Origin of the sequence: Bradyrhizobium sp. BRP23 (assembly GCF_020194135.1) — a bacterium.
Lineage (GTDB): Bacteria > Pseudomonadota > Alphaproteobacteria > Rhizobiales > Xanthobacteraceae > Bradyrhizobium > Bradyrhizobium yuanmingense.
The window spans coordinates 72426-96807 of the sequence record NZ_JADYVW010000005.1; the positions used below are offsets into that span (position 1 = coordinate 72426).

The 24382-nt window shown below is 65.4% G+C and carries 22 protein-coding genes, 1 other RNA gene and 1 pseudogene; 12 read left to right on the forward strand and 12 right to left on the reverse strand.

Translation table 11 applies throughout. The annotated features are described in order from the left end of the window. Positions 1-109: 109 nt before the first annotated feature. On the reverse strand, positions 110-1177 hold the full coding sequence (locus I6F24_RS15190) for an acyltransferase family protein (RefSeq protein WP_225150829.1): 1068 nt from the start codon (positions 1175-1177) through the stop codon (positions 110-112). Positions 1178-1380: 203 nt separating this feature from the next. On the opposite strand from I6F24_RS15190, the gene I6F24_RS15195 reads away from it, so the two are divergent. The 4 genes from I6F24_RS15195 to I6F24_RS15210 all read left to right on the forward strand — a co-directional run bounded on the left by I6F24_RS15195 (position 1381) and on the right by I6F24_RS15210 (position 7630). After that, the gene (locus I6F24_RS15195; protein ID WP_036026478.1) at positions 1381-2697 is read left to right on the forward strand and encodes a UDP-glucose/GDP-mannose dehydrogenase family protein; all 1317 of its coding nucleotides are present in this window, start codon (positions 1381-1383) and stop codon (positions 2695-2697) included. A 118-nt stretch (positions 2698-2815) separates the two neighbouring features. Next, positions 2816-5290, forward strand: a complete 2475-nt coding sequence (gene hrpB / locus I6F24_RS15200) for an ATP-dependent helicase HrpB (protein WP_225150832.1) — start codon at positions 2816-2818, stop codon at positions 5288-5290. 127 nt (positions 5291-5417) lie between these two features. Beyond that, complete coding sequence (locus I6F24_RS15205) at positions 5418-5930, forward strand: TIGR02281 family clan AA aspartic protease (protein WP_036026480.1); 513 nt, start codon at positions 5418-5420, stop codon at positions 5928-5930. A 200-nt stretch (positions 5931-6130) separates the two neighbouring features. After that, on the forward strand, positions 6131-7630 hold the full coding sequence (locus tag I6F24_RS15210; RefSeq protein ID WP_036026482.1) for a phosphomannomutase/phosphoglucomutase: 1500 nt from the start codon (positions 6131-6133) through the stop codon (positions 7628-7630). Between the two features lie 162 nt (positions 7631-7792). Here the strand turns inward: I6F24_RS15210 and I6F24_RS15215 are convergent, their stop codons facing one another. The 4 genes from I6F24_RS15215 to I6F24_RS15230 form a co-directional block, all read right to left on the reverse strand. Further along, positions 7793-8302, reverse strand: a complete 510-nt coding sequence (locus tag I6F24_RS15215; RefSeq protein ID WP_025032510.1) for an Lrp/AsnC family transcriptional regulator — start codon at positions 8300-8302, stop codon at positions 7793-7795. 97 nt (positions 8303-8399) lie between these two features. Continuing rightward, positions 8400-9317 (reverse strand): sugar kinase, encoded by a 918-nt coding sequence (locus I6F24_RS15220; protein WP_225150834.1) that lies wholly within the window; start codon positions 9315-9317, stop codon positions 8400-8402. Between the two features lie 11 nt (positions 9318-9328). Continuing rightward, the gene (nudC, locus tag I6F24_RS15225) at positions 9329-10270 is read right to left on the reverse strand and encodes an NAD(+) diphosphatase (protein WP_225150836.1); all 942 of its coding nucleotides are present in this window, start codon (positions 10268-10270) and stop codon (positions 9329-9331) included. Between the two features lie 10 nt (positions 10271-10280). Continuing rightward, entirely contained in the window at positions 10281-10700 is a 420-nt protein-coding gene (locus I6F24_RS15230; RefSeq protein WP_036041788.1) for an HIT family protein, read from the reverse strand. A gap of 200 nt (positions 10701-10900) precedes the next feature. Here I6F24_RS15230 and ffs point away from each other — a divergent pair. The 5 genes from ffs to I6F24_RS15255 all read left to right on the forward strand — a co-directional run bounded on the left by ffs (position 10901) and on the right by I6F24_RS15255 (position 14402). Continuing rightward, positions 10901-10997, forward strand: an RNA gene (gene ffs / locus I6F24_RS15235) — signal recognition particle sRNA small type. Between the two features lie 95 nt (positions 10998-11092). Further along, positions 11093-12928 carry a DNA polymerase III subunit gamma/tau gene (locus I6F24_RS15240; protein ID WP_225150838.1) on the forward strand — a complete coding sequence of 612 codons (1836 nt, stop codon included), beginning with the start codon at positions 11093-11095 and terminating at the stop codon, positions 12926-12928. Positions 12929-12954: 26 nt separating this feature from the next. Continuing rightward, complete coding sequence (locus tag I6F24_RS15245; protein WP_225150840.1) at positions 12955-13275, forward strand: YbaB/EbfC family nucleoid-associated protein; 321 nt, start codon at positions 12955-12957, stop codon at positions 13273-13275. Between the two features lies 1 nt (position 13276). After that, positions 13277-13879 carry a recombination mediator RecR gene (recR, locus tag I6F24_RS15250; protein WP_225150842.1) on the forward strand — a complete coding sequence of 201 codons (603 nt, stop codon included), beginning with the start codon at positions 13277-13279 and terminating at the stop codon, positions 13877-13879. A gap of 88 nt (positions 13880-13967) precedes the next feature. Continuing rightward, complete coding sequence (locus tag I6F24_RS15255) at positions 13968-14402, forward strand: hypothetical protein (protein WP_036041781.1); 435 nt, start codon at positions 13968-13970, stop codon at positions 14400-14402. Between the two features lie 134 nt (positions 14403-14536). On the opposite strand, the gene I6F24_RS15260 is transcribed toward I6F24_RS15255, so the two are convergent. The 3 genes and pseudogenes from I6F24_RS15260 to rmuC form a co-directional block, all read right to left on the reverse strand. Further along, entirely contained in the window at positions 14537-15898 is a 1362-nt protein-coding gene (locus tag I6F24_RS15260) for an MFS transporter (protein ID WP_225150845.1), read from the reverse strand. 195 nt (positions 15899-16093) lie between these two features. After that, positions 16094-16395 (reverse strand): annotated as a pseudogene (locus I6F24_RS15265) (GIY-YIG nuclease family protein). A gap of 133 nt (positions 16396-16528) precedes the next feature. Continuing rightward, positions 16529-17728 (reverse strand): DNA recombination protein RmuC, encoded by a 1200-nt coding sequence (gene rmuC / locus I6F24_RS15270; protein WP_225150847.1) that lies wholly within the window; start codon positions 17726-17728, stop codon positions 16529-16531. Positions 17729-17897: 169 nt separating this feature from the next. Here rmuC and def point away from each other — a divergent pair, with 169 nt between their 5' ends. From def to truA, 3 genes are all read left to right on the forward strand, one after another. Further along, positions 17898-18425: a peptide deformylase gene (gene def, locus I6F24_RS15275; protein ID WP_036026503.1), complete on the forward strand. Its 528-nt coding sequence runs from the start codon at positions 17898-17900 to the stop codon at positions 18423-18425. 136 nt (positions 18426-18561) lie between these two features. Then, complete coding sequence (gene fmt / locus I6F24_RS15280; RefSeq protein WP_225150850.1) at positions 18562-19485, forward strand: methionyl-tRNA formyltransferase; 924 nt, start codon at positions 18562-18564, stop codon at positions 19483-19485. Between the two features lie 138 nt (positions 19486-19623). Beyond that, complete coding sequence (truA, locus tag I6F24_RS15285) at positions 19624-20361, forward strand: tRNA pseudouridine(38-40) synthase TruA (RefSeq protein WP_057027809.1); 738 nt, start codon at positions 19624-19626, stop codon at positions 20359-20361. A 173-nt stretch (positions 20362-20534) separates the two neighbouring features. Here truA and dapE read toward each other — a convergent pair whose 3' ends face one another. The 4 genes from dapE to I6F24_RS15305 form a co-directional block, all read right to left on the reverse strand. Continuing rightward, entirely contained in the window at positions 20535-21701 is a 1167-nt protein-coding gene (dapE, locus tag I6F24_RS15290; RefSeq protein ID WP_225150852.1) for a succinyl-diaminopimelate desuccinylase, read from the reverse strand. Continuing rightward, the gene (locus tag I6F24_RS15295) at positions 21698-22342 is read right to left on the reverse strand and encodes a DUF805 domain-containing protein (protein ID WP_225150854.1); all 645 of its coding nucleotides are present in this window, start codon (positions 22340-22342) and stop codon (positions 21698-21700) included. The genes dapE and I6F24_RS15295 overlap by 4 nt, the downstream gene beginning before the upstream one ends. Before the next feature lie 146 nt (positions 22343-22488). Beyond that, a complete protein-coding gene (gene dapD / locus I6F24_RS15300) occupies positions 22489-23334 on the reverse strand; it encodes a 2,3,4,5-tetrahydropyridine-2,6-dicarboxylate N-succinyltransferase (protein ID WP_225150856.1) in 846 nt (281 codons plus the stop codon). A gap of 199 nt (positions 23335-23533) precedes the next feature. Next, complete coding sequence (locus tag I6F24_RS15305; RefSeq protein WP_036014081.1) at positions 23534-24223, reverse strand: pyrimidine 5'-nucleotidase; 690 nt, start codon at positions 24221-24223, stop codon at positions 23534-23536. Between the last annotated feature and the right edge of the window lie 159 nt (positions 24224-24382).

Sequence of the window (24382 nt, forward strand, 5' to 3'; positions counted from 1 at the left end):
TTTGCGAAGACTCGGGGTTGCCATCTCCCGCCATAACCGCTTCCTGGGGTTATGGATCCCCGCCCCGTGCGCAATTGCACACTATGGGGATGGCCTCGGGGAGGGAGCGCTACTCGGCCGCCTGCAATCGCACGCCAGGCTTCTTCGGCGCGATCCAGAATGCCTCCGGCCGCTCGAACAGGAAGCGCGCATTAAGTCGCAACGCGGCCTGCCAGATCACAAGCGATCCAAGCACGCCGGCGATAGTGACGAGCAGCGACACCGTGCCGATATCAGGAATGATGCCCGTGCGCAGCAGCAGCGTTCGCGTCGCCGCCATCGGCAGGAAGAAGGCGAGATAGATCACGATCGAATGCTCGCCGCAGAAGCGGAGGAAGTTGAGCCAGTGCGCCCGCGCGAGCAGCGTGCCCGCCGCGATGATGGCGCAGGCGCCGGCGAAGCCGAGCGCGAGCGAGACGATCGCCCACTCGCTGGCGCCCGCTGCGACGAGGCCGGCATTGATCAGCGCCCAGGCAGCGAGCGCTGCAAGCGCCAGCGCCGGATGCTTCCGCGCCTGATCCGACAGGGCGAACACGTAGGGCGCGAACAAATAGCCCGAATAGAAATAGACGAAGCGTGCGCAGAACTCGTCGATGGCGGTCCAGCCGGTCGTGATGTGCGCGGTCTCCAGCGCGGTGGCGACGAGCCAGACCGCGAGCGATGGGACCTTGCGTGTCAGTTTCGTGACGACGAAGAAGACCGGCAACAGATAGATGAACCACAGCGTGCCGAACGGCTCGATGAAGGATTCGAGATACAGCAGGCCAACATGCTGCCAGCTGGTCTCGGCCGCAAAGGCCGGGGCCTTGAAGCCGAATTGGATTGTCACCCAGACGACATAAAAATAGGCGAAATGCACCACCTTGCGGTCGAGATAGGTTCGCCAGTCCCGATCGATCACCAGAGACAGGAACAAGCCCGAAATCAGGAAGAAATCCGGCATCCGGAACGGCTTTGCGAAGGCTACGAGCACGTGCATGAACCCGGTCTGCCCGGCGGCAAGCTCCACCCCCAGCACCGAATGCATCATCACCACCATGACGATGCAGATACCCTTGGCGTAGTCGACCCAGTCGATACGCGCGCCCGAAGCGGCCGTGGAGGGGCTGGCCGCCGCGATTGTGCCTGATCGTGCCATGGTGTCCCTTTTCGAGGCGCGTTCCGCCCGTGCCTGTGCGGGCCTGGGGCAGTTTGGAGCCCAGTAGTTTCCGACTTCTTTACCGGTTCAAATCGCGGGCCGGTTTTTGCATGCGGACTGTTCCATGGCCTCGGGAAAATGCTAAACCGCCCCGGATTGGGCCGAGTTGGACGTCCGTTAACCAAGCTGGAACAGGATTTTTCATGCGAATTGCGATGATCGGCACGGGCTATGTGGGATTGGTGTCCGGCGCCTGCTTTGCGGATTTCGGCCACGACGTCACCTGCGTCGACAAGGACGAGAGGAAGATCGCGGCACTCCATCGCGGCGAGATCCCGATCTACGAGCCCGGGCTCGACGAGCTGGTCGCGAACAACGTGAAAGCCAAGCGGCTCGACTTCACCACCGACCTGAAGCAGCCGGTCGCCGATGCTGATGCCGTGTTCATCGCGGTCGGCACGCCCTCGCGCCGCGGCGACGGACACGCCGACCTGTCTTACGTCTATGCCGCCGCGAAAGAGATCGCGCAGTCGCTGCAGGGCTTCACCGTGGTGGTGACGAAATCGACCGTGCCGGTCGGCACCGGCGATGAGGTCGAGCGCATCATCCGCGAGGCCAATCCCAAGGCCGACGTGGTTGTCGCCTCGAACCCTGAGTTCCTTCGCGAGGGCGCGGCGATCCGCGATTTCAAATTCCCGGATCGCATCGTGGTCGGCACCTCCGACGAGCGCGGCCGCAAGGTGATGGGCGACATCTACCGTCCGCTGTCGCTGAACCAGGCGCCGCTGATGTTCACCGCGCGCCGGACCGCCGAGATGATCAAATATGCCGCCAACGCGTTCCTCGCGACCAAGATCACCTTCATCAACGAGATCGCCGACCTGTCCGAGAAGGCCGGCGCCAACGTGCAGGAGGTCGCGCGCGGCATCGGTCTCGACAACCGCATCGGCACCAAATTCCTGCATGCCGGTCCCGGTTTCGGCGGCTCGTGCTTCCCGAAGGACACGAAGGCCCTGATCAAGATCGCGCAGGACTACGACGTCTCCCTGCGCATCGTCGAATCGGTACTGGCGGTCAACGAGAACCGCAAGCGCGCGATGGCGCGCAAGGTGAGCCAGGCGCTCGGCGGCAATCTGCGCGGCAAGACCGTCGCGGTGCTCGGCCTCACCTTCAAGCCCGACACCGACGACATGCGCGATGCGCCGTCGATCCCGCTGGTAACGGGCCTGATCGACATGGGCGCGAAGGTGAAGGCGTTCGATCCCGTCGGCATGGAGCAGGCCAAGGGCGAATTGCCCGATATCACCTATTGCGAGGACGCCTATGCCTGCGCGCAAGGCGCCGACGCTCTCGTCATCGTCACCGAATGGGTCCAGTTCCGCGCGCTCGATCTCGACCGGTTGAAGGCGACCATGGCGCAGCCGGTCGTCGTCGACCTCCGCAACATCTACCGCCCCGAAGACATGGAAGCCGCCGGCTTCGTCTACGAGAGCGTCGGTCGGCCGGCGGTGCAGGGCTGATCGTTCCCAGCTCCACATAAATTCGTCATGGCCGGGCTTGTCCCGGCCATCCACGTCTGTTTTCTGGTCGAGGACGTGGATGCCCGGGACAAGCCCGGGCATGACGAGTGGATAGATCTTGCCCCGCAGTTTCGACACGCCCCTCCCGATCGATGCCGTGCTCGACGATTTGTCGCGTACGCTGGAGGCTAGCAACGCCGCAGTGCTGGTGGCCCCTCCCGGCGCCGGCAAGACCACGCGCGTGCCGCTGGCCTTGCTCGATGCGCCCTGGGCCAAGGACAAGAAGGTCATCGTGCTGGAGCCGCGCCGCATCGCCGCGCGCGCCAGTGCCGACCGCATGGCCAAATCGCTCGGCGAGCGCGCCGGCGAAACCGTCGGCTATCGGGTCCGCTTCGGCTCGAAGATCTCGCGCGCGACGCGCATCGAGGTGGTGACCGAGGGCATCTTCACCCGCCAGATCCTCGACGATCCCGAACTAACAGGCGTTGCCGCGATCCTGTTCGACGAATTCCATGAACGCTCGCTCGACGCCGACATGGGCCTCGCGCTGGCGCGTGATGCGCAAACCGGCTTGCGCGAGGATTTGCGCATCCTGGTGATGTCGGCGACGCTCGACGGTGCGCGGGTGGCAAGGCTGCTCGGCGATGCCCCCGTCGTCGAGAGCGAGGGCCGTGCGTTTCCGGTCGAGACACGCTATCTCGGCCGCAAGGCGGACGCGCCGATCGAGCGGCAGATGGCGGATGCGATCGCATCTGCGCTGCGCGCCGATAGCGGCTCGGTGCTGGCCTTCCTGCCAGGCGCCGCCGAGATCCGCCGCACGCAGAATTTCCTCTCCGAGCGCGTGCAGGACGCCTCCGTCGAGATCGTGCCGCTGTTCGGCGCGCTCGATGCCGCCGTGCAGGATCGCGCCATCGCGCCGGCACCCAAGGGCACGCGCAAGGTGGTGCTGGCAACCTCGATCGCGGAGACCTCGCTCACCATCGAGGGCGTGCGTATCGTCGTCGATAGCGGTCTTGCCCGCGTGCCGCGCTATGAGCCCGATATCGGCCTGACCCGGCTCGAGACCGTGCGCGCCTCGCGCGCGGCGGTGGACCAGCGCCGCGGCCGTGCCGGCCGCACCGAGCCCGGCGTCTGCTACCGGCTCTGGGACGAGCCGCAGACCGCATCGCTCGCGCCGTACACCCAGCCGGAAATCCTCAGCGCCGACCTGTCCTCGCTGGTGCTCGATCTGGCGCAATGGGGCGTCAGCGATCCCGCGGCTCTATCGTTCCTCGATCCGCCGCCGCAGCCGGCCTGGAAGGAAGCCAAGAGCCTGCTGAGCGAGCTCAACGCGCTCGACGGCGACGGCCGCATCACCGCCGAAGGCAAGAGTTTGCGTGCGCTGGCGCTGCCGCCTCGGCTGGCGCGCATGATCGTGGATTCGCATCGCGCCGGCGAGGGCCAGGCCGCCGCCGAGATCGCGGCCATCATCACCGAGCGCGGCCTTGGCGGCGACAGCGTCGATCTCGAGCACCGCCGCGACCAGTTCCACCGCGACCGCTCACCACGCGCGGCAAGCGCGCGCGATCTCGCGCACCGCTGGGCTTCGCAGGTCGCGGCGTCGGAGAAGGTGGCGCAGCAGGAGGATCTGTCGACCGGCCTGATGCTCGCCTATGCGTTCCCGGACCGCGTCGCGCGCACTCGCGGCAATGGCAGCTTCGTGCTGGCCAACGGTCGCGGCGCCTCTGTCGAGCAGACCTCCTCGCTCGCCCGTGCGCCCTACATCGCGATCGGTGAGATGACCGGGACGGCGGCGAGCGGACGCATCCTGCTCGCTGCACAAATCACCGAGGACGAGATCGAGCAACATTTCGCCGAGCATATCGAGACCGCCGACGAGATCTCCTTTGATCGCGGCGCGATGGCGCTGCGGGCGCGGCGCAAGCGCGTGCTGCACGCGATCACTCTGTCTGAGGCAACGCTTTCAGTATCGCCCTCGGAGGAGACCGCGCGCATCTTTGCCGACGGACTGATTGCGGCCGGCCTCGACCGGCTGCCCTGGTCGAAAGCCGCCAAGCAATGGCGTGATCGCGTGATGTTCCTGCGCAAGGCCGAGGGCGACAGCTGGCCCGATTTGTCCGACGACGGTCTGATCGCGCGGCGCGACGACTGGCTGGTGCCGGCGCTCTCCGACAAGATCGCGCTCAAGGACATCTCCGCGGGCGATCTCTCCGACGCCCTGATGGCGCTCTTGCCCTGGGAGATGCGCACGCGGCTCGACCGCGAGGCGCCGACGCATTTCGAGGCGCCGACCGGCACTATGCTCGCGATCGACTACGAGGCCGAGCAGGGACCGACCATCGCGGTGCGGCTGCAGGAATTGTTCGGCCTCAACACCCATCCCTCGATCGCCGCCGGCAAGGTGCCGCTGGTGCTGGAATTGCTGTCGCCGGCCCAGCGTCCGGTGCAGGTGACGCGCGATCTGCCCGGCTTCTGGCGCGGCAGCTACGCCGCCGTCCGCTCCGACCTGCGCGGCCGCTACCCGCGTCACCCCTGGCCCGACGATCCCGCGAGCGCCGTGCCGACAAGGCGGGCGAAGCCGCGCGGGACGTGAGAACTCGCAACCGGCATTAACCCTCCGCTCATCCTTTTCGTCAAAATGACAGGAGCCCCGGCGTGCCTTCGCTCGCCGCCGGCCTCGTCGCGTGATGAAATCGAGCTTTCGGCTCGGAAGTGGTGTGATGCGTAACATTATGATCATCGCGGCCGTCATGATCGGCCTCGGCACCTTCATGGCGCAGATGGCGGACAAGATGAGCTCGGCTTCCGCCACGTCAGTGCCGCGCACGACGGTCGCAGTCGCGGCCACAGCGCCGGCCGGCGGCCGCAGCCTGGCCATTGCCCGTGACGCCCGCGGTCATTTCCAGACCGAGGGCCGGATTGACGGCCAGCGCATCGGCTTCATGATCGATACCGGCGCCTCCGTCGTTGCGCTGAACGAGACCTCGGCCGCCCGGTTTGGTCTCCGTCCCTCGCGCGGCGAGTACAACGCCACCGTCTCCACCGCCAACGGCACCATCAAGGCCGCGCGCACCCGCATCGCCATGCTCGACGTCGGCGGTCTCATCGTGCGCGACGTCGATGCCATGGTCCTGCCAGACGAGGCGCTGTCGGAGAACCTGCTTGGCCTCTCCTTTCTGTCCCGCCTGAAGCGTTTTGAGTACGCCAACGGGCAGATGGTGCTGGAGCAGTAGAGGCGCGCCTCCCGCGCGATCGCGCGGTCGCCAATTTCAAGAAGATGATATCCTTGCTCCGGCCGCCCTCCCGGTAACGTTTCTTCGTTACCAAACTGCCGCAATTATCGGCCATAAGCCTTCATTCCCGCCTTTCGCTGCGGTTTGGCATTCGCTAAGCCTGCAGCAACTCCCGCCCCCCCTTTCACGAGACCGACTCAATGTTCCCGAAGCCGAAATCCGTATTGTTGCCCAACACCTACGCCTTCGAATCCGAGCCGATGGTGAAGCCGACGGGCTTTCGCGAATACGACGCGCGCTGGTTGTTCCAGAAGGAAATCAACCTGATGGGTGTGCAGGCGCTCGGCATGGGGCTCGGCGCGCTGATCGCCGAGCTCGGCGTCAAACAGGAGATCATCACCGGCCACGATTTCCGCGGCTACTCGGCCTCGATCAAATACGCGCTGATCTCCGGCCTGATGGCGGCGGGCTGCAAGGTGCACGATATCGGTCTTGCGGTGACGCCGATGGCCTATTTCGCGCAGTTCGATCTCGACGTGCCCGCCGTTGCGATGGTTACGGCCTCCCACAACGACAATGGCTGGACCGGCGTGAAGATGGGCGCCAACCGCCCGCTGACCTTCGGCCCTGACGAGATGACGCGGCTGAAGGAGATCGTCCTGAACGCGGAATTCAAGAACAAGGCCGGGGGCTCCTACCAGTTCCACGAGAACTATCCGGCGCGCTACATCGCCGACCTCACCTCTCGTCCGAAGCTCAAGCGCAAGCTCAAGGTGGTCGCGGCCTGCGGCAACGGCACCGCCGGTGCGTTCGCGCCGCAGGTGCTGGAAGCGATCGGCTGCGAGGTGATCCCGCTCGACACCGAGCTCGACCACACCTTCCCGAAATACAATCCGAATCCGGAAGACATGGAGATGCTGCACGCGATCCGCGACGCGGTGTTGCAGCACAAGGCCGATGTCGGCCTTGGTTTCGACGGTGACGGCGACCGCTGCGGCGTGGTCGACAACACCGGTGAGGAGATCTTTGCCGACAAGGTCGGCGTGATGCTGGCGCGAGACATGTCGGCGATCCACAAGGACGCGCAGTTCATCGTCGACGTGAAGTCCACCGGCCTGTTCATCACCGATCCCGTGCTGCAGAAGCAGGGCGCAAAGACCGCCTATTGGAAGACCGGTCATTCCTACATGAAGCGCCGCACCAACGAGACCGGCGCGCTCGCGGGCTTCGAGAAGTCCGGCCACTTCTTCTTCAACAAGCCCTATGGCCGCGGCTATGACGACGGCCTGGTCTCGGCGCTCGCGATCTGCGACATGCTCGACCGCGCGCCCGGCAAGTCGATGGCCGATCTGAAGAACGCGCTGCCGAAGACCTGGTCGTCGCCGACCATGTCGCCGCATTGCGCCGACGAGACCAAATACGGCGTCATCGACAAGGTGGTGAAGCACTTCGAAGGCCTGCAAGCAAAGGGTGCGAAGATCGGGGGGCAGGCGATCCGCGATCTCGTCACCGTCAACGGCGTGCGCGTCACGGTCGAGGACGGCAGCTGGGGCCTGGTGCGCGCCTCGTCCAACAAGCCCGAGCTCGTCGTCGTGGTCGAAAGCCCGGTCTCGGAGCAGCGCATGCACGACATGTTCGAGATGGTGAACAGCGTGCTGCGCACGCATCCCGAAGTCGGCGAGTACAATCAGAAGATTTGAGGAGCACCTGAGAGAGGCGCGATCCGTCCCTCTCGCTCCGCTGTCATGCCCCGGCTTGACCGGGGCATCCAGTACCCCGCGGCTTCTCGATTCTATCACCGGCGTCTGGAATACTGGATCGCCCGATTAAATCGGGCGATGACACTTTCCGCGTGGCGTAAATTAAGCCGCCACCACCGCCGGGATCGGCAGCGCCGTCACCGACTTGATCTTTTCCATCGCGAAGCGCGAGGTGACGTTCTTCAGCGGCACGGCGCTGATCAGCTTCTTGTAGAACACGTCATAGGCCTGCATGTCGGCGACCACGACGCGCAGCATGTAATCGACGTCGCCAGCCATGCGATAGAACTCCATCACCTCCGGCATGGCGCTGACGGCCTCGGCGAACCGTTTCAGCCAGGCATCCGAATGGTCGGAGCTCTCGACCGACACGAACACGGAGATCCCGAGCCCGATCTTGTTCTGGTCGACGAGGGCGACGCGCTTGATGATCACGCCGTCGGCCTCCAGGCGCTGGATGCGCTTCCAGCAGGGGGTCGAGGACAGGCCGACACGGTCGCCGATCTCGGCGACGGAAAGGGAGGCGTCTTCCTGGAGGACCATCAGGATCTTGCGGTCGATGGCGTCGAGGCGGCGGCTGGTCTCGGGAATTTGGACGGCGACATCAGTCATTTGAAGAACTTTGTTTCATTTCAGGGGCAGATTTCCCTGATATAGAGAAAATCTTTCCACGGCAAGCCCATAATCTCGGCGCGTCAGTGGAATCGCTCTAGAGCTTGCCTTGTAAAAGCTCTTCAACTTCAGCGCGTTGCGGGGCAGCCAGGCCGCCGCCATGGCGGATGCATTTCAGCGCTGCGGCGGCCGCGGCGAATCGCATCGCTTCCCGCAACCCCTTACCCTCGGCGAGGCCGAGCGCGAACGCGCCATGGAAGACGTCGCCGGCGCCGAGCGTATCGACCGCCCGGACCGGGAAGGCTGGTGTTTCCTCCAGCGTGCCCGCCTGGTTCAGCCAGATCGCGCCGTGCGGGCCGCGGGTGGCCGCGAGGAAGGCGGGCGTCAGCTCCGCCAGGCGCTTCAAGGCCGCACCGTCGTCAGCGATGCCGGCCGTCTCCTGCAGCTGGGCGCTGGCGAACAGCAGATGCGAGGCGGCCGTGAGCAGGCCGTCCTGCAGCGCCATCGCGCGGTCGACGCCGACGATGACGGGAATGCCGCGCCGGCGTGCCTCGGCGCAAAACGAGGTCGCGAACGCCGCGCAGCGGCTTTCGACGAGCACCGCCTGACAATCGGCAAGCAGCGCATCGGCCTCGGGCAGCCTCACGGTCCACAGCGCGGGATCGCGATAGATGGTGAGCGTCCGCTCGCCGGAGGGCTCGATCATGATCGCCGAGACCGGCGTGCTCAGGCCCGGCATGCGCACGATGTGCGTGCTATCGACGCCCTCCTGCGCCATCTGCGCGAGAATGAAAGCGCTCGACGTCTCCCGCGCATCGCCCATCGGCCCCCCGAACGCGACGCGGCCGCCGAGCCGCGCCATCGCGATCGCAGCGTTGAGCGCGTTGCCCCCGCACACTTCGGCGAGATGGCTGGCGTTCGCCTTGCTGCCGCGTTCGGGCAAGGCCTCGACGCGCAGGATGAGGTCGCGCACCGGCATGCCGATGCAGAGGATGCGCGGCGCGGTCCCGGCCATCGTCGTTCGGCTCAGCTGCTCTTGTCGTGTACCCAGCGGCCGAGCAGATGATGGGCGATCGCGAACGGATGCGGGCCGGCGAGCCCGTCAGGATGCGTCCGCGTCAGCATCTTCGCCGCCTCCTCGCGCGTGAACCAGCGCGCGTCTTCCAGCTCCATCCGATCGACGACGATGTCCTCGTTCAACGCCCGCGCGCTGCAGCCGATCATCAGCGACGACGGATAGGGCCAGGGCTGGGTCATGTAATATTGCACGTCGGTGCAGCGGATCCCGGACTCTTCAAAGATTTCTCGGCGCACCGCGTCCTCGATGGTCTCGGCAGCCTCGACGAAGCCGGCGAGGCAGGAATACATCCCTGCCGGAAACTGCTTCTGGCGTCCGAGCAGGCACTTGTCGCCAGACGCCACCAGCATGATCACGACCGGATCGGTGCGCGGAAAATGCTCGGCCTTGCAACTCGGGCAGTCGCGCTTCCAGCCGCCTTCCTTCATGCTGGTGCGTACGCCGCAATTGGCGCAATAGCCGTGGCGCTGATGCCATCCCACCATCGACTTTGCCATCGCGACGGCCGAGAGCTCCTCGGGCGGGATCGCGCCCTGCATCGCCATGCCGCGCAGCTCGGTCACGGTATAATCCTCGCGGCCGACCAGCTTCTCGGCGGCGGCCTGCGACAGGCCCATGCCGAACACGGCAGCACCGTCGCGAAGCCCGAGGAACACCGTGCCGGGATTGGCGCCGCATTTCAGCGCCTCGTCGATTCCGAGCAGCGCCCGCACCTTGTCGCCCTCGCGCTTCACCAGCAGCGAGTCGCGATAGACCACGTAGGCGCGCGAGGACGGCTTCTGCTCCAGCGCGAACAGCTTTTCGTCGTCGCGGCGCAGATGCGCGGCGCGGTCGAGGACGTTGGTGACGAAGGCCGGCTGCCCCAGCGGAAACGCGTTGAATGCTGACATTATTGTTCTTTCAACCCAACCAGATCTTGCGGCGAAGCGCGCTGATGAAATTCTGAACCTCCGCGGCGTCGTGTGCCAGCGGCGGCATCACGCCCCACACCGGCCGCGGCCAGGCGGCGTCACTGGTGCGGCGCGCGATGATGTGGACATGCAGCTGCGGCACGAGGTTGCCGAGCGCGGCGATGTTGAGCTTGTCGCATTTGGTGATCTCCTTCAGCGCGCGCGAGACGCGGGAGATCTCCGTCATCAGCTGCGCCTGCTGCACCTCGTCGAGATCGATGATCTCGACCGTGTCGGCGCGCCGCGGCACCAGCAGCAGCCAGGGATAATGCGCGTCCTTGATGACCAGCACCTTCGACAGCGGCAGGTCGCCGATATCGATGGTGTCCTCTTTCAGGCGGGAGTGCAGCGACCAGGCGGGTTCGGGCATGAAGGCTTCTCTGGATTGATTCTTACCGTCGCAGAGACCACGCCCCCAGACAACATGCGTATGCGCCGTGGTCCTTATGCGCCGGACCCGGTGGGACAGGCCGAATGAGGGCGAATTCGGCGCCGGAAGTCCTCAAGCGCCGTCGGATCAGCCCGAGACCCCGCTTGCTTTCCGCTCCCTTTGGCCCCAAATAGGGACCGGGAGATTGGCGGTGGACGAGCCACTCGCCAACCGGGTCAGGTCCGGAAGGAAGCAGCCCTAACGAGGTCCGGATCGGGTCGCTCGTCAGTCTCCTACCTGTTTTTCGAGCGAACCAGCGCCGGCGGCACCAGCCGCCAGCGCGCTCCTTTCCGCAAAAGCCGGCCAAGAGACATTTCATTGCGGATCGACCGATGACCGACGCTGGCGCCCCTCCCGATCCCGACAGCGCCGGCCAGGCCGGCAATGCGCCCTACCGGGTGCTGGCGCGCAAATACCGCCCATCCTCGTTCGACGACCTGATCGGCCAGGAGGCCGTGGTCCGTACCGTCTCCAATGCGTTCGAGACCGGCCGCATTCCGCAGGCCTGGATTCTCACCGGCGTCCGCGGGGTCGGTAAGACCACCACCGCGCGCATTCTCGCCCGCGCACTCAACTACGAGATGCCGGATGGATCGGTGAAGGGGCCGACCATCCACATGCCGACGTTGGGAGTTCATTGCCAGGCGATCATGGAAAGCCGGCACATGGACGTGCTGGAGATGGACGCGGCCTCGCATACCGGCGTCGACGACGTCCGCCAGATCAATGACAGCGTGCGCTATGCCCCGGCCAGCGCCCGCTACAAGGTCTACATCATCGACGAAGTCCACATGCTGTCGACGGCGGCGTTCAACGCCTTCCTGAAGACGCTGGAGGAGCCGCCGGAGCACGCCAAGTTCGTGTTCGCGACCACCGAGATCCGCAAGGTTCCGGTCACCGTGCTGTCGCGCTGCCAGCGCTTCGACCTGCGCCGCGTCGAGGCCGACGTGCTGATGAAGCACCTCGCCAGCATTGCGGCGAAGGAAAACGTCGAGATCGAGCCGGAAGCGCTCGGCATCATCGCGCGCGCCGCGGAGGGCTCGGTGCGCGATTCGCTGTCGCTGCTCGACCAGGCGATCGCGCATGCGGCGGGGCAGGTGAAGGCCGATGCCGTCAGGCAGATGCTGGGCCTTGCCGACCGCACCCGGGTCATCGACCTGTTCGAGTCGCTGGCGCGCGGCGACATCGCGTCCGCCTTCAAGGAGTTCCGCGACCAATACGATGTCGGCGCCGATCCCATCGTCGTGCTCTCGGACCTCGCCGAGTTCGTCAATTTCGTCACCCGTGTGAAGGTCATCCCGGCGACCGCCGACAACGTCGCCTATGGAGAGACCGAGCGGGTGCGCGCCAAGGAGTTCGCCTCCAAGATCTCGATGCGCGTGCTGTCGCGGATGTGGCAGATGCTGCTTAAGGGCATCGCCGAGGTGCAGGCCGCAACGCGTCCCGCAGCCGCGGCCGAAATGGTTCTGGTGCGCATCGCCTATGTCGCCGACCTGCCGACGCCCGACGAAGCGATCAGAATGCTCGAGCAGAACGGCGGCGGCTCGCCGGTCGTGAACGGCGGAAGTAGCGCGCGCAACGGCGCGCCGGCCGCGCCGGTTGCCTCCGCAGCGCCGATGTCAGCTGCGCCCGTGCGCATGCCGACAGCCTCGGCTCCAGCGTTTGGCGGTGGCGCCCGGCCGCAGATGGCGGCCCCCGCGCCGGATACGCAAGGGGCGGCGCCCCAGCTGCGCATCGCGAGCTTCACCCAGCTGGTTGCGCTCGCAGGGCAGAAGCGCGACATCATGACCAAGAGCGCGCTCGAAGGCGACATGCGCCTCGTCCGTTTCGAGGAGGGGCGGCTGGAAATCGCGCTCGAGCCCAACGCTTCCAAGACCATGATCTCGGAACTTGCGAAGAAGTTCGAGCTGTGGACCGGCCGCCGCTGGACCGTGATCGTCTCCAACGAGCAGGGCCAGCCGACTTTGCGCTCGGTGAACCAGGCGGCCAAGCAGGAGCATGCCCGTACCGCGGAAGCCGATCCGCGCGTGCAGGAGGTGCTGTCGCGTTTCCCCGGCGCCAAGGTCGTCGAGGTCCGCAGGCTTGCTCCCGAGACGCCGGAAACCGATATTAACGCCGACTATGGCAGCGACGATCCGCCCGACGGTTCCGACGGCGACGATCTCTGAACCATTCTTTCCAAGGACACGCACCCATGGCTGATTTTCTCGGCATGATGAAACAGGCGGCGCAGCTGCAATCCAAGATGCAGGAGATGCAGGACCAGCTCGCCAACGTCGAGGTCGAAGGCATCTCCGGCGGCGGTCTCGTCGCCGTGCGCATGACCGCGAAGATGGACGTCAAGAGCATCAAGATCGATCCTTCGCTGATGAAGGCCGAGGAGTGCGAGGTGCTGGAAGACCTGCTCGTCACCGCCCTCGCTGATGCGCGCCGCAAGGCCGAGACCGCCATGCAGGAGAAGATGCAGGCCCTCACCGGCGGGCTCGGCCTGCCGCCGGGGCTGTTCGGCCAATAAAATGGGCGCTGTTGCAGGTCCCGAGATCGAGCGGCTGGTCCAGCTGCTCGCGCGGCTGCCGGGCCTCGGTCCGCGCTCGGCGCGGCGCGCGGCGCTGCATCTGATCAAGAAGCGCGAAGCACTGATGATGCCGTTGTCGAGCGCCTTGCAGGTGGCGCTGGACAAGGTCCAGGTCTGCAACACCTGCGGCAACATCGACACGCAAAATCCCTGCACCGTCTGCACCGATCCGAAGCGCGATCCTGCGATCATCGTCGTCGTCGCCGATGTCGCCGACCTCTGGGCGCTGGAGCGGGCCAATGCCACCCAGGGGCGCTATCACGTGCTGGGCGCGACATTGTCGCCGCTCGACGGCGTCGGCCCGCAGGACCTGACCATCGACGCGCTGGTGGCGCGCGCGCATGATTCGCAAGTGCATGAAATCATCCTAGCGCTGAATGCGACGGTAGACGGCCAGACCACGGCGCATTACATCACCGACCTGCTTCAGGACGCCAATGTGAAGGTGACGCGGCTCGCCCACGGGGTTCCCGTCGGCGGCGAGCTTGATTATCTCGATGAAGGTACGCTATCGGCTGCGATGCGGCAGCGCACCCTGTTCTAGAGCGTTTTCGAGCGAAGTGGATACCGGTTCGCGTGAAGAAAACGCGTCAAAACAGGAATCTCCATCCAGACTTTACGGAACGGACGACATGACGAAACTTTTCGCCACGCGATGGGCTTTGGTCGCGACGATGCTGATGCTGGTGACCCCGGCCATCTCCGCGCAGCAGGGCGACGCGGCGCTGCCGCCGTCCAAGCCCGGCAAGCCGATCAACACTGGCGATGTGCTCTCCGGCGAGCTCAACGCGATGAAGGTGCGCGACGTCAAGAACGGCAAGCGCGTCGCGACCTACCAGATCACGTCGGAACCGCGCCGCCTGCCGCCGCCGAACGGGCTCTGCAATCTCGAAACCGGCCCCGAGACGTTCCAGCTCGTCACCTCCAGCGAGGCGCAGGCCGCCCAGCTGAAATCCTTCGTCGGCAAGGAGATCTCCGTGAAGGTGGACGAAGTCGCCTGCGCCAGCGATCCCGGCCAGATGAGCGAGGCCGTGATCACGAAGTGGAGCCTGATCAAGAAGCAGTAGGGGTGGAGTCGTCTCCCCGATTCCGGTGTCATCGCCCGCGAAGGCGGGCGATCCAGTACGCCGCAGCTTCTTGGTCGATCACGACTGTCTCCGAGTACTGGATGCCCCGCCTTCGCGGGGCATGACAGGGGTGCCTACACCCGCACCGGCCCCAGCGCCTCGAAATGCCCGCGCTTCTGCAAATACGCAAGCAGCATCAGGCTCGGGATGGCGACGAGGACGGAGATCGCGAAGAACATCGGCCAGCCCGTCGCCTTCGCCAGATAGCCTGCGCCCGACGACAAATAGGTCCGTCCCACCGCGGCGAGCGCCGTCAGCAGCGCATATTGGGTCGCCGTGTGCAGCGGGTTCTGGCACAGCGCCGAGAGATAGGCGACGAAGATCACGGTGCCGATGGCGTTGCAGAAATTGTCGGAGGTGATCGCGAGGGTCAGCGCCCATTCGTTGACGCCGACAATCGCAAGCCACGAGAACGACAAATTGGACATCGCCTGCACGATGCCGCCGATCCACAGGCTGGTCGCGAGCGAATAGCGTCGGGCCACGAAGCCGCCGGCAAAGCCGCCGGCCAGGGTCGCGATGATGCCGACACCCTTGACGATCACGGCATAGTCGTTCCGCGTGAAGCCGATATCGATGACGAACGGCACGGTCATGTTGCCGGAGAACGCGTCGGTGAACTTGAACAGCACGACGAAGGCGAGCACGACCCATGCTTCCTTGCGTCGCAGGAATTCCGAGAACGCGCCCAGCGCGGCATGGAACACCCGCGTGAGCGCGCCATCGTCCTGCGTGGCGGCCTCGGCGCGCGCGGATTGTGCGGGCTCGGTGGCGGCCAGCGCAGTCACCGTGCCGATCAGCACCAGAGCCGCCATCACCACATAGCCCCACATCCAGGCGGCGCCACGCGGGACGATCGCCTCGAAGCCGGTGACGATGAACAGGGCGCCTGCGGTCGATACCAACATGCCGATGCGATAGGCGGCGACATAGGCGGCCATGCCGGCGGCCTGCTCGCTTTCGGGCAGGCTCTCGACGCGGAAAGCATCGACCACGATGTCCTGCGTCGAGGACATCGTCGCGACCAGCAGCGCGCCAAGCGCGACCAGCAGCGGCGAACGTGCCGGATCGGTCAGCGCCAACAGCAGAATCGCGCCGATCAGCAGCAGCTGCGCAAACACCAGCCACCCGCGGCGACGTCCGAAGGCCTGCGTGAACAACGGCACATGCAGCGCATCGACCAGCGGCGCCCACAGGAACTTGAGCGTGTATGGCGTTCCAACCAGCGCAAACAGCCCGATCGTTCCAAGATCGACCCCGGCTTCGGCCATCCACACCAGCAGCGTCGATCCCGACAGTGCCAGCGGCAGCCCCGAGGAGAAGCCGAGAAACAGCACGATCAGCACCCGCGGCTGCAGGTAAACAGCAAGGCTGTCGCGCCAGGAGGGCGAGGCGGTGGAAGTCGCGGCGGGGGAGGTCGCGTCGGGTGCGGTCATGGGGGGCGTGTTAGCAGATTCTGGGAGAAAAGACTCTCGCGGTAGCTGGTGAGACGGGAGAGCTTCCAACACGCTCGGTGTCATCGTCCGCGAAGGCGGACGATCCAGTACTCCGCGGCGTCTCGGTTCAACCACACGGGCCGCGGAATACTGGATGCCCCGCCTTCGCGGGGCATGACATTGAGCATGACGCCATCATGACGGTCCGGCTATCCCAGGATAGAGGTCATCCCAGTTTGGGTTATGCTGCTCGATCAAGCGGACCTTCCAGGCCCTATTCCACTTCTTCAACCGCTTCTCCCGCTTGATCGCATTCTCGGGATCGTCGAACTGCTCGAAGTAGACAAGTCGGGCGACGTCGTACTTTTCCGTGAAGCTTTCGATGACCTTCAACCTGTGCTGCGCCACCGGCGGATGAGATCGTTCGCCACGCCGATATAGAGCGTGCCGCCAATTCGGCTGGCGAGAATGTACACGTAGTACTGGCGTGGATCCATCTTCGCCTTCCATTCCGCCGTCATCGTCAGCGAAGGCGGGCGATCCAGTAAACACCGGCACGTCGGCTTAACAACGATCGTCACGGCGTACTGGATGCCCCGCCTTCGCGGGGCACGACAGTGTGCCCTAGTCTCACTCCCCCGCCTGGAGCTTGCGCGGAAACAGCTCTGCCGCTCCCGTCGCCACCAGGCGCGGCGCCTCCGGCCCATCGCTCTTGCTGAAATCGAGCTCCTCGATTCGCCCTGCGCGCTTTTCGATCTTGTCGGCGGAGATCAGCACCTGGCGGACGTCCTCGTTCACGTCGGCAAAATGCTTTTGCAGCTTGAGCACGCGGTCGCGCAGGCGCCCCAGATCGTCGCCGAGCTTGATCACTTCGGTGCGGATCTGGTCGGCGGCGTCGCGCATGCGCGCATCTTTCATGATCTGCTGCATCACCTGGATCGCGAGCATCAGCAGCGACGGCGATACCAGCACGACGCGGGCGCGATAGGCCTTCTGGATCACGTCGTCGAAGCCGTCATGGATCTCGGCATAGACCGATTCCGACGGCACGAACATCAGCGCCATCTCCTGGGTCTCGCCGGTGACGAGGTATTTTTCCGCGATGTCGCTGACATGCTTCATCACGTCGCCGCGCAGCCGCTGCGTGGCAACGCGCCGCTCCTCGTCGGTGCGGGCGTCGTGCAGCGCCGTCATCGCCTCCAGCGGAAACTTCGCGTCGATGCAGAGCGGGCGCTGGTCGGGCAGGAACACGACGCAGTCCGGTCGCTTGCCGGTCGAGAGCGTGAACTGGAACTCGTAGGAACCTTTGGGCAGACCGTCCTGGACGATCGCCTCCATCCGCGCCTGGCCGAAGGCGCCGCGCGACTGCTTGTTGGCGAGCACGTCGCGCAGAGTGGTCACCTGCGTGGTGAGGTCGGTGAGGTTCTTGTGCGCGTTGTCGATGATGCCGAGCCGTTCATGCAGCGCGCGCAGGCTCTCCATGGTGTTGCGGGTCGAATGTTCCATGGACTGGCCGACCCGATGCGTCACCGAATCAAGCCGCTCGTTGACCGCGCGCGCCATCTCGGCCTGGCGGCCGGCGAGCGCCTGGGTCATGGCGTCGACCCGCCCCGAGGCCTCGCTCTGGGCGTGCAGCACCTGGGCGAGCCGCTCCTCGAGCTCGTCGGCACGGATTGCGTTCGCCATGGCGAGTTCCGCGCCACGCCGCCCCGAGCGCGCGATCACAACCGCAATCACAACCAGCAGGATGAGGACGAGCGCACCGAAGCCGATCAGCGCATCGACGATGCGCACCGGCCAGTCGCCCAGCATGACAATGATCTCGTTCATGCCGCCTTGTAGCCGATTCGCTGCGCTCTCGCGAACGAAGAGGGAACATTCTGGGTTAACCGCCCCCTAATTTTCATGGTTAATGAAAGGTGAAGTTTTATGGTTAGCGAGGGGTTAACGGGTTCCTGGCCGCATTGACCGCATCCGGCGCGCGGCTTAAATCGCGGCCATGGCCCTCAGAGAAATCATCATCCTGCCCGACAAGCAGCTGCGCCTGGTCTCCAAGCCGATCGAGAAGGTCACGGCGGAGATCCGCAAGCTTGCCGACGACATGTTCGAGACCATGTACGACGCGCCCGGCATCGGGCTGGCGGCGATCCAGGTCGCGCAACCCTTGCGTCTCATCACCATGGATCTCGCCAAGCGTGACGAGAGCGGCGAGACCAAGCACGTGCCGCGCGTCTTCATCAATCCTGAAATCATCGCCTCGTCCGAGGAACTGTCGGTCTACGAGGAAGGCTGCCTGTCGATCCCGGAATATTACGAGGAGGTCGAGCGTCCCGCGAAGGTGCGCGTGCGCTTCACCGATCTCGACGGCAAGGTGCACGAGGAGGATGCCGAAGGCCTCTACGCCACCTGCATCCAGCACGAGATCGACCATCTCAACGGCGTGCTGTTCGTCGACTATCTGTCCAAGCTCAAGCGCGACCGCGTCATGAAGAAGTTCGAGAAAGCCGCCAAGCGCGCGGCGGAGTGATAATTCCTCCGCCGTCATGCCCGGGCTTGTCCCGGGCATCCACGTTCTTTGCCGCCGCGAGCAGGACGAACGTGGATGGCCGGGACAAGCCCGGCCATGACGAGTACCTTGCTCGTTTCAAGGATTGTCTCGTCACATGCCCCTCCGCCTCATCTTCATGGGCACGCCCGATTTCTCCGTGCCGACGCTGCTCGAGCTGGTCGCGCATGGCCACGAGATCGCGGCCGCCTACACCCGCGCGCCGAAGCCGGGCGGCCGGCGCGGCCTGCAATTGCAGCCGACCCCGGTCGAGGAGGCCGCGCGAAAGCTGGGCATTCCCGTGCTGACGCCGAAGACGCTGAAGACCGAGCAGGCGCTGGCGGAGTTCCGCGCCTTCGATGCGGACGCGGCCGTCGTCGTCGCCTATGGCATGATCCTGCCACAGGCGATCCTCGATGCGCCAAAACTCGGCTGCTACAATCTGCATGCCTCGCTGTTGCCGCGCTGGCGCGGCGCTGCGCCGATCAACCGCGCCATCATGGCAGGTGACGCCGAGAGCGGCGTGATGGTGATGAAGATGGATGTCGGCCTCGATACCGGCGACGTCGCCATGGCCGAGCGCATCGCGATCACCGACGGCATGACCGCGCTCGACCTGCACGATCGCCTGTCCCGGTTGGGGGCCGACCTGATGGTGCGCGCGATGGCCGCGCTCGAACGCGGCGGGCTCCAGCTCAAGGCGCAGAGCGCGGACGGCGTCACCTACGCCGCCAAGATCGAGAAGGCCGAGGCGCGGATCGACTGGACCAGGCCCGCGCGCGCGGTGCTGCGCCACGTCCATGGCCTCTCGCCCTTCCCCGGCGCCTGGAGCGAGCTTGACGATGCCCGCGTCAAAATCCTGCGTTGCGAGTTGGCGCAAGGCGCCGGCGCGCCTGGCGAGGTGCTCGACGATCAGCTTATCGTCGCCTGCGGCGACGGCGCCATCCGCATCATCGAGCTGCAGCGCGAGGGCAAGGCCCGCATGCAGGCCGCGGACTTCCTGCGCGGCGTGCCGTTAAAGGCGGGATCCAAATTCACCTGACACTGTCATACCCCGCGAAGGCGGGGTATCCAGTACGCCGAGGCTTCTCGGTCAATCGGATAAGCTGCGGATTACTGGATTGTCCGCCCCAGTGCGCAACAGCGCACAAGGCGGGCAATGACGACGAAACTGGACACGATGCCCCGCTACAAGCTCACCATCGAATATGACGGCGCGCCGTTCTTCGGCTGGCAGGTGCAGGACACGCTGCCATCGGTGCAGGGCGCGCTGCAAGCCGCGGTGAAGGCGATGACTGGTTCGGATCTGCGCGTGCACGGTGCCGGCCGCACCGATGCCGGCGTGCATGCGCGCGGCCAGGTCGCCCATGTCGACGTCGACAAGCAGTTTCCGCCGGGCCGTTTTCGCGACGGGCTCAACGCGCATCTGCGCCCGCATCCGATCGCGGTGCTCGAGGCCGAGATCGTGCCCGACGATTTCGAGGCGCGCTTCTCGGCGGTCAAGCGCCACTACCGCTATCGCATCGTCAACACTCGCGCCAATCTCGCGCTCGATGTCGGCCACGCCTGGCGCGTGCCGCGCAAGCTCGATGCCGACGCAATGCACGCGGCGGCGCAGCGCCTGCTCGGCAAGCACGATTTCACCACCTTTCGCGACACCGAGTGCCAGGCCAAATCGCCGGAGAAGACGCTCGACCAGCTCGACGTGATCCGCGATGGCCGCGAGATCAACGTCATCACCTCGGCGCGCTCGTTCCTGCACAGCCAGGTGCGCTCGATGGTGGGATCCCTGGTCTGGGTCGGCGAGGGCCGCTGGACCGCCGACGATCTCTCCGCCGCACTCAAAGCCCGCAACCGCGCCGCCTGCGGCATCGTCGCCCCGCCCGAGGGGCTGTATTTGATGAAGGTGGATTATTAGGCGAGCGGCGCAGAGAGCGGGCACGCTCTCGCCAAACCTCGGTGTCATGCCCCGGCTTGACCGGGGCATCCAGTACGCCGCGGCCTCTCGGCTCAATCACTGCCGTCTCTGGAATACTGGATCGCCCGGTCAAGCCGGGCGATGACGGTCGTGTTTGTGGAGGCAACACTGCCTCAAGCAAAATACCGCGCCAAAATCCCGCGATACACCTTCGTCAGCCTCTCCAGATCCGCCACCGGCACGCGCTCGTCGATCTGGTGCATGGTCTGCCCGACCAGGCCGAACTCGATCACGGGGCAATAGAAGGAGATGAATCGCGCATCCGACGTGCCGCCTGAGGTCGAGAGCTCGGGCTTGCGCCCCGTCACCTCCTCGATCGCGGAGACCGCGAGATCGGTGAACGGACCCGGCTTGGTCACGAACACGTTCGAGTTCGAGGGCTCCCAGACGATGCGGGCCTTGATGCGGTTGCCGCAGGCTTTGGCGAGACGCGTCTCCACCAATTCACGCAAGCTCGCCTGGGTGTGGTTGTCGTTGTAGCGGATGTTGAATCTTGCGCGGGCCTCGCCGGGGATGACGTTGAAGGCCTTGTTGCCGACGTCGACCGAGACGAATTCGAGATTGGACGCCTGGAATTGCGCGCTGCCATGGTCGAGTGGCTCGTCGGAGATCGCGACGATCAGCCGCGAGATATCAGGCACCGGATTGGAGGCGCGGTGCGGATAGGCGACGTGGCCCTGCACGCCGTCGACGACGAGCGTGCCGGATTGCGAGCCGCGCCGGCCGATCTTGATGGTGTCGCCGAGCGCCTCGACGTTGGAGGGCTCGCCGAGCACGCAATGGTCGAATTTCTCGCCGCGCTCGGCGACCCATTTCAGCAGCTTGATGGTGCCGTTGATCGAGACGTCTTCCTCGTCGCCGGTGATCAGGAACGAGATCGAGCCCTTTCCGTCGCTGCGCGGCTTGCCGCCGTTGGCGGCGAGATGCTCCAGCACCGCGGCGACCGAGCAGGCGATGCCGCCTTTCATGTCGACCGCGCCGCGGCCATGCAGCACGCCGTCCTTCACCTCTCCGGAGAACGCGCCGACGCTCCAGGCGCTCTCGTCGCCGGGCGGCACCACATCGGTGTGGCCTGCGAAGGTGATGTGCGGACCGTCGGTGCCGATCCGAGCGTAGAGATTGTCGACGTCGGCGGTGCCTTCCTCGCTGAAGGTCACGCGGTGACAGGTGAAACCGGCAGCGCCCATGATTTTTTCGAGCACCCCGAGCGCGCCGGCATCGGCCGGAGTGACTGAGGGGCAACGGATGAGGTCGCGGGCGATCGAGAGGGCATCGGTCATGCGCCCCGCTTAACATGCATGCCGCCGGGTGGGCTAGCGCTGGGCGGAACAATTTCGATCTCGCGGCCCTGGTCCCAGCTCTTCGCAGGCGGCGAGGCGGGCGTGGACTCATACGCGATCCCGGCCAGCGGATCAGGCCCGAACCGGTTATCGCCGACAGTGCCGGGCACGCAGAGCATCTCGACGAGACCCCACAGCCACAGCATCGAAGCGGCGAGGTTGAAAAAAAGCATCACGCTGGTGTCGGGGAGCAGGTCCGAGAACTGGTTGAACAGGCCGGGCACGAGGAAAAACGGAACGAGCCACCAGCCGCTCCTGTCACGGTCGTGCAGCCGCTTGATCGCCGTTGCCAGATAGACCCACAGGAACAGCGACATGCCGAATGCCCTCAGGATCAGGGGCGCGCGGTCGGTAGACGCGAGTGAAGGGTGTTCCCGGGGATCGGCCAGCTTGAACAGATCGCCAAGGCCGAAATCGAGCTTGAGCGAGAGCTTCAACGATCCGTCGGCATTGGGCAGATGAATGATCTGACCGATCACCTCCAGCAAGCCTGCCAGCAGCGCAACGATCAGCAGCGCCTGCCACAGCAGGGCGCGATTGATGCGGCCGTCGAAGCGGAATAGGTACCAGATCCAGTCCATGCGAGTGGCTCCGGGCGGAATGGCCGCCCGGAAATTGGTCGCGATGGAGGGAGGGTGGGTTCGATCCTAGCAGCGAATGGTGAATGGTGAATGGCAAGTAGGATTGGCGCCCTATTCGCCACTGGCTATTCGCTACTCGCCTTGCATCAATCCCGCAGCAGCTCATTGATGCTGGTCTTCGACCGCGTGCGCTCGTCGACGCGCTTGACGATCACGGCGCAAGCGGTGCTCGGGCCGATCTGGCCGTTCTTCATCGGCTTGCCGGGCAGCGCGCCGGGCACCACGACGGAATATTCGGGCACTTCGCCCATGAAGACCTCGCCGGTCTCACGGTCGACAATTTTGGTCGAGGCTCCCAGGAACACGCCCATCGCCAGCACCGCGCCCTTGCGCACGATCACGCCTTCGGCGACTTCCGAGCGCGCGCCGATGAAGCAATCGTCCTCGATGATGACAGGCTCGGCCTGCAGCGGCTCGAGCACGCCGCCGATGCCGGCGCCGCCGGAAATGTGCACGCGCTTGCCGATCTGCGCGCAGGAGCCGACGGTGGCCCAGGTGTCGACCATCGTGCTCTCATCGACATAGGCGCCGAGATTGACGAAGGACGGCATCAAGACGACGTTCTTGGCGATGAAGGCCGAGCGGCGCACCACCGCACCCGGCACCGCGCGAAAACCGGCATCGCGAAAGCGGTTTGGGCCCCAGCCCTCGAATTTCGAGGGCACCTTGTCCCACCAGCTTGCCTTGCCGGGGCCGCCGCCAATGACGTCCATGTCGTTGAGGCGGAACGACAGCAGCACGGCCTTCTTCAGCCATTGATTGACCTTCCACTTGCCGTCGCTGCCGCGCTCGGCAACGCGCGCCTCGCCCTTGTCAAGGATCTCCAGCGACTGGTCGACGGCCTCGCGCACCTCGCCCTTGGTCGTGGTCGAGATGCCTTCACGCGCCTCGAAGGCGCTGTTGATGGTGGATTCGAGGGCTGCAAGGGACATCGTGATTTCCTCTGGGAAGCGCGTGGTTTCGCGAGAATTGGAGCGCTTTTTCGGGATTTGGCGGAGCGGAGTCAAGGCTGCGTTCTGGATCACCACCCGGGAAGACCCGTAGCCCGGATGGAGCGAAGCGCAATCCGGGACAGTCTCTCCGCAGCTACGCCAGCCCCGGATTACGCTGCGCTCCATCCAGGCTACGAAATCACCCCGACAACTTTGCCAAAAACCCCGCCAGATCATCCGTGACGTGGTCGACATGGGCGGCGTCGCGGCCTTCCAGCTCCCAGTCCTCGCGCACCACCTCCTTGGTGCCGTCGGGCACCACCAACACGGTGGTCATGCCGAGCCGGTAGGGGACGGTGAGGTTGCGGGCGAGGTCCTCGAACATGGCGGCGCGGGTCGGATCGACCGCATGCTGGCCGAGGAACTTGCGGTAGGTCTGCTCCGCCGGCTTCGGTTCGAACTCGGCGGCGATGATGTCGAACACGCCGTCGAAATGGTCGGCGAAGCCGAGCCGCGCCAGCACGGCATCGACATGGTCGACCGAGCCGTTGGTGAGGATCAGCTTGCGGCCCGGCAGCTTTGCGATGGCCGCGCCAAGCGCCGGATTCGGCTCCAGCGGAGAGTGGTCGATCTTGTGGACATAGGCGAGGTAGTCGTCGGCGGAGACGCCGTGCAGGGTCATCATGCCGCGCATCGTGGTGCCGAAGCGGCGATAATAGTCTTTCTGGATCGCCCGCGCTTCCTCCGGGCCGACATTCAGCCAGTTGCAGACGAACTCCCCGATCCGCGCATCGACCTGCTGCCACAGATTGACGTGATGCGGATAGAGCGTGTTGTCGAGGTCGAACACCCAGGTGTCGACATGGTTGAAGCTGCGGGGGAAGGTCATATCGGCATTCTCAACTTGTCGTCCCGGGGCGCGCGAAGCGCGAGCCCGGGACCCATAACCCCAGGGAGGACTTTTGCGAAGACTCGGGGTGACCAGCTTCCCTCCGCAACCACTCCCTGGGGTTATGGGTCCCCGCCTTCGCGGGGACGACGGCGGAGC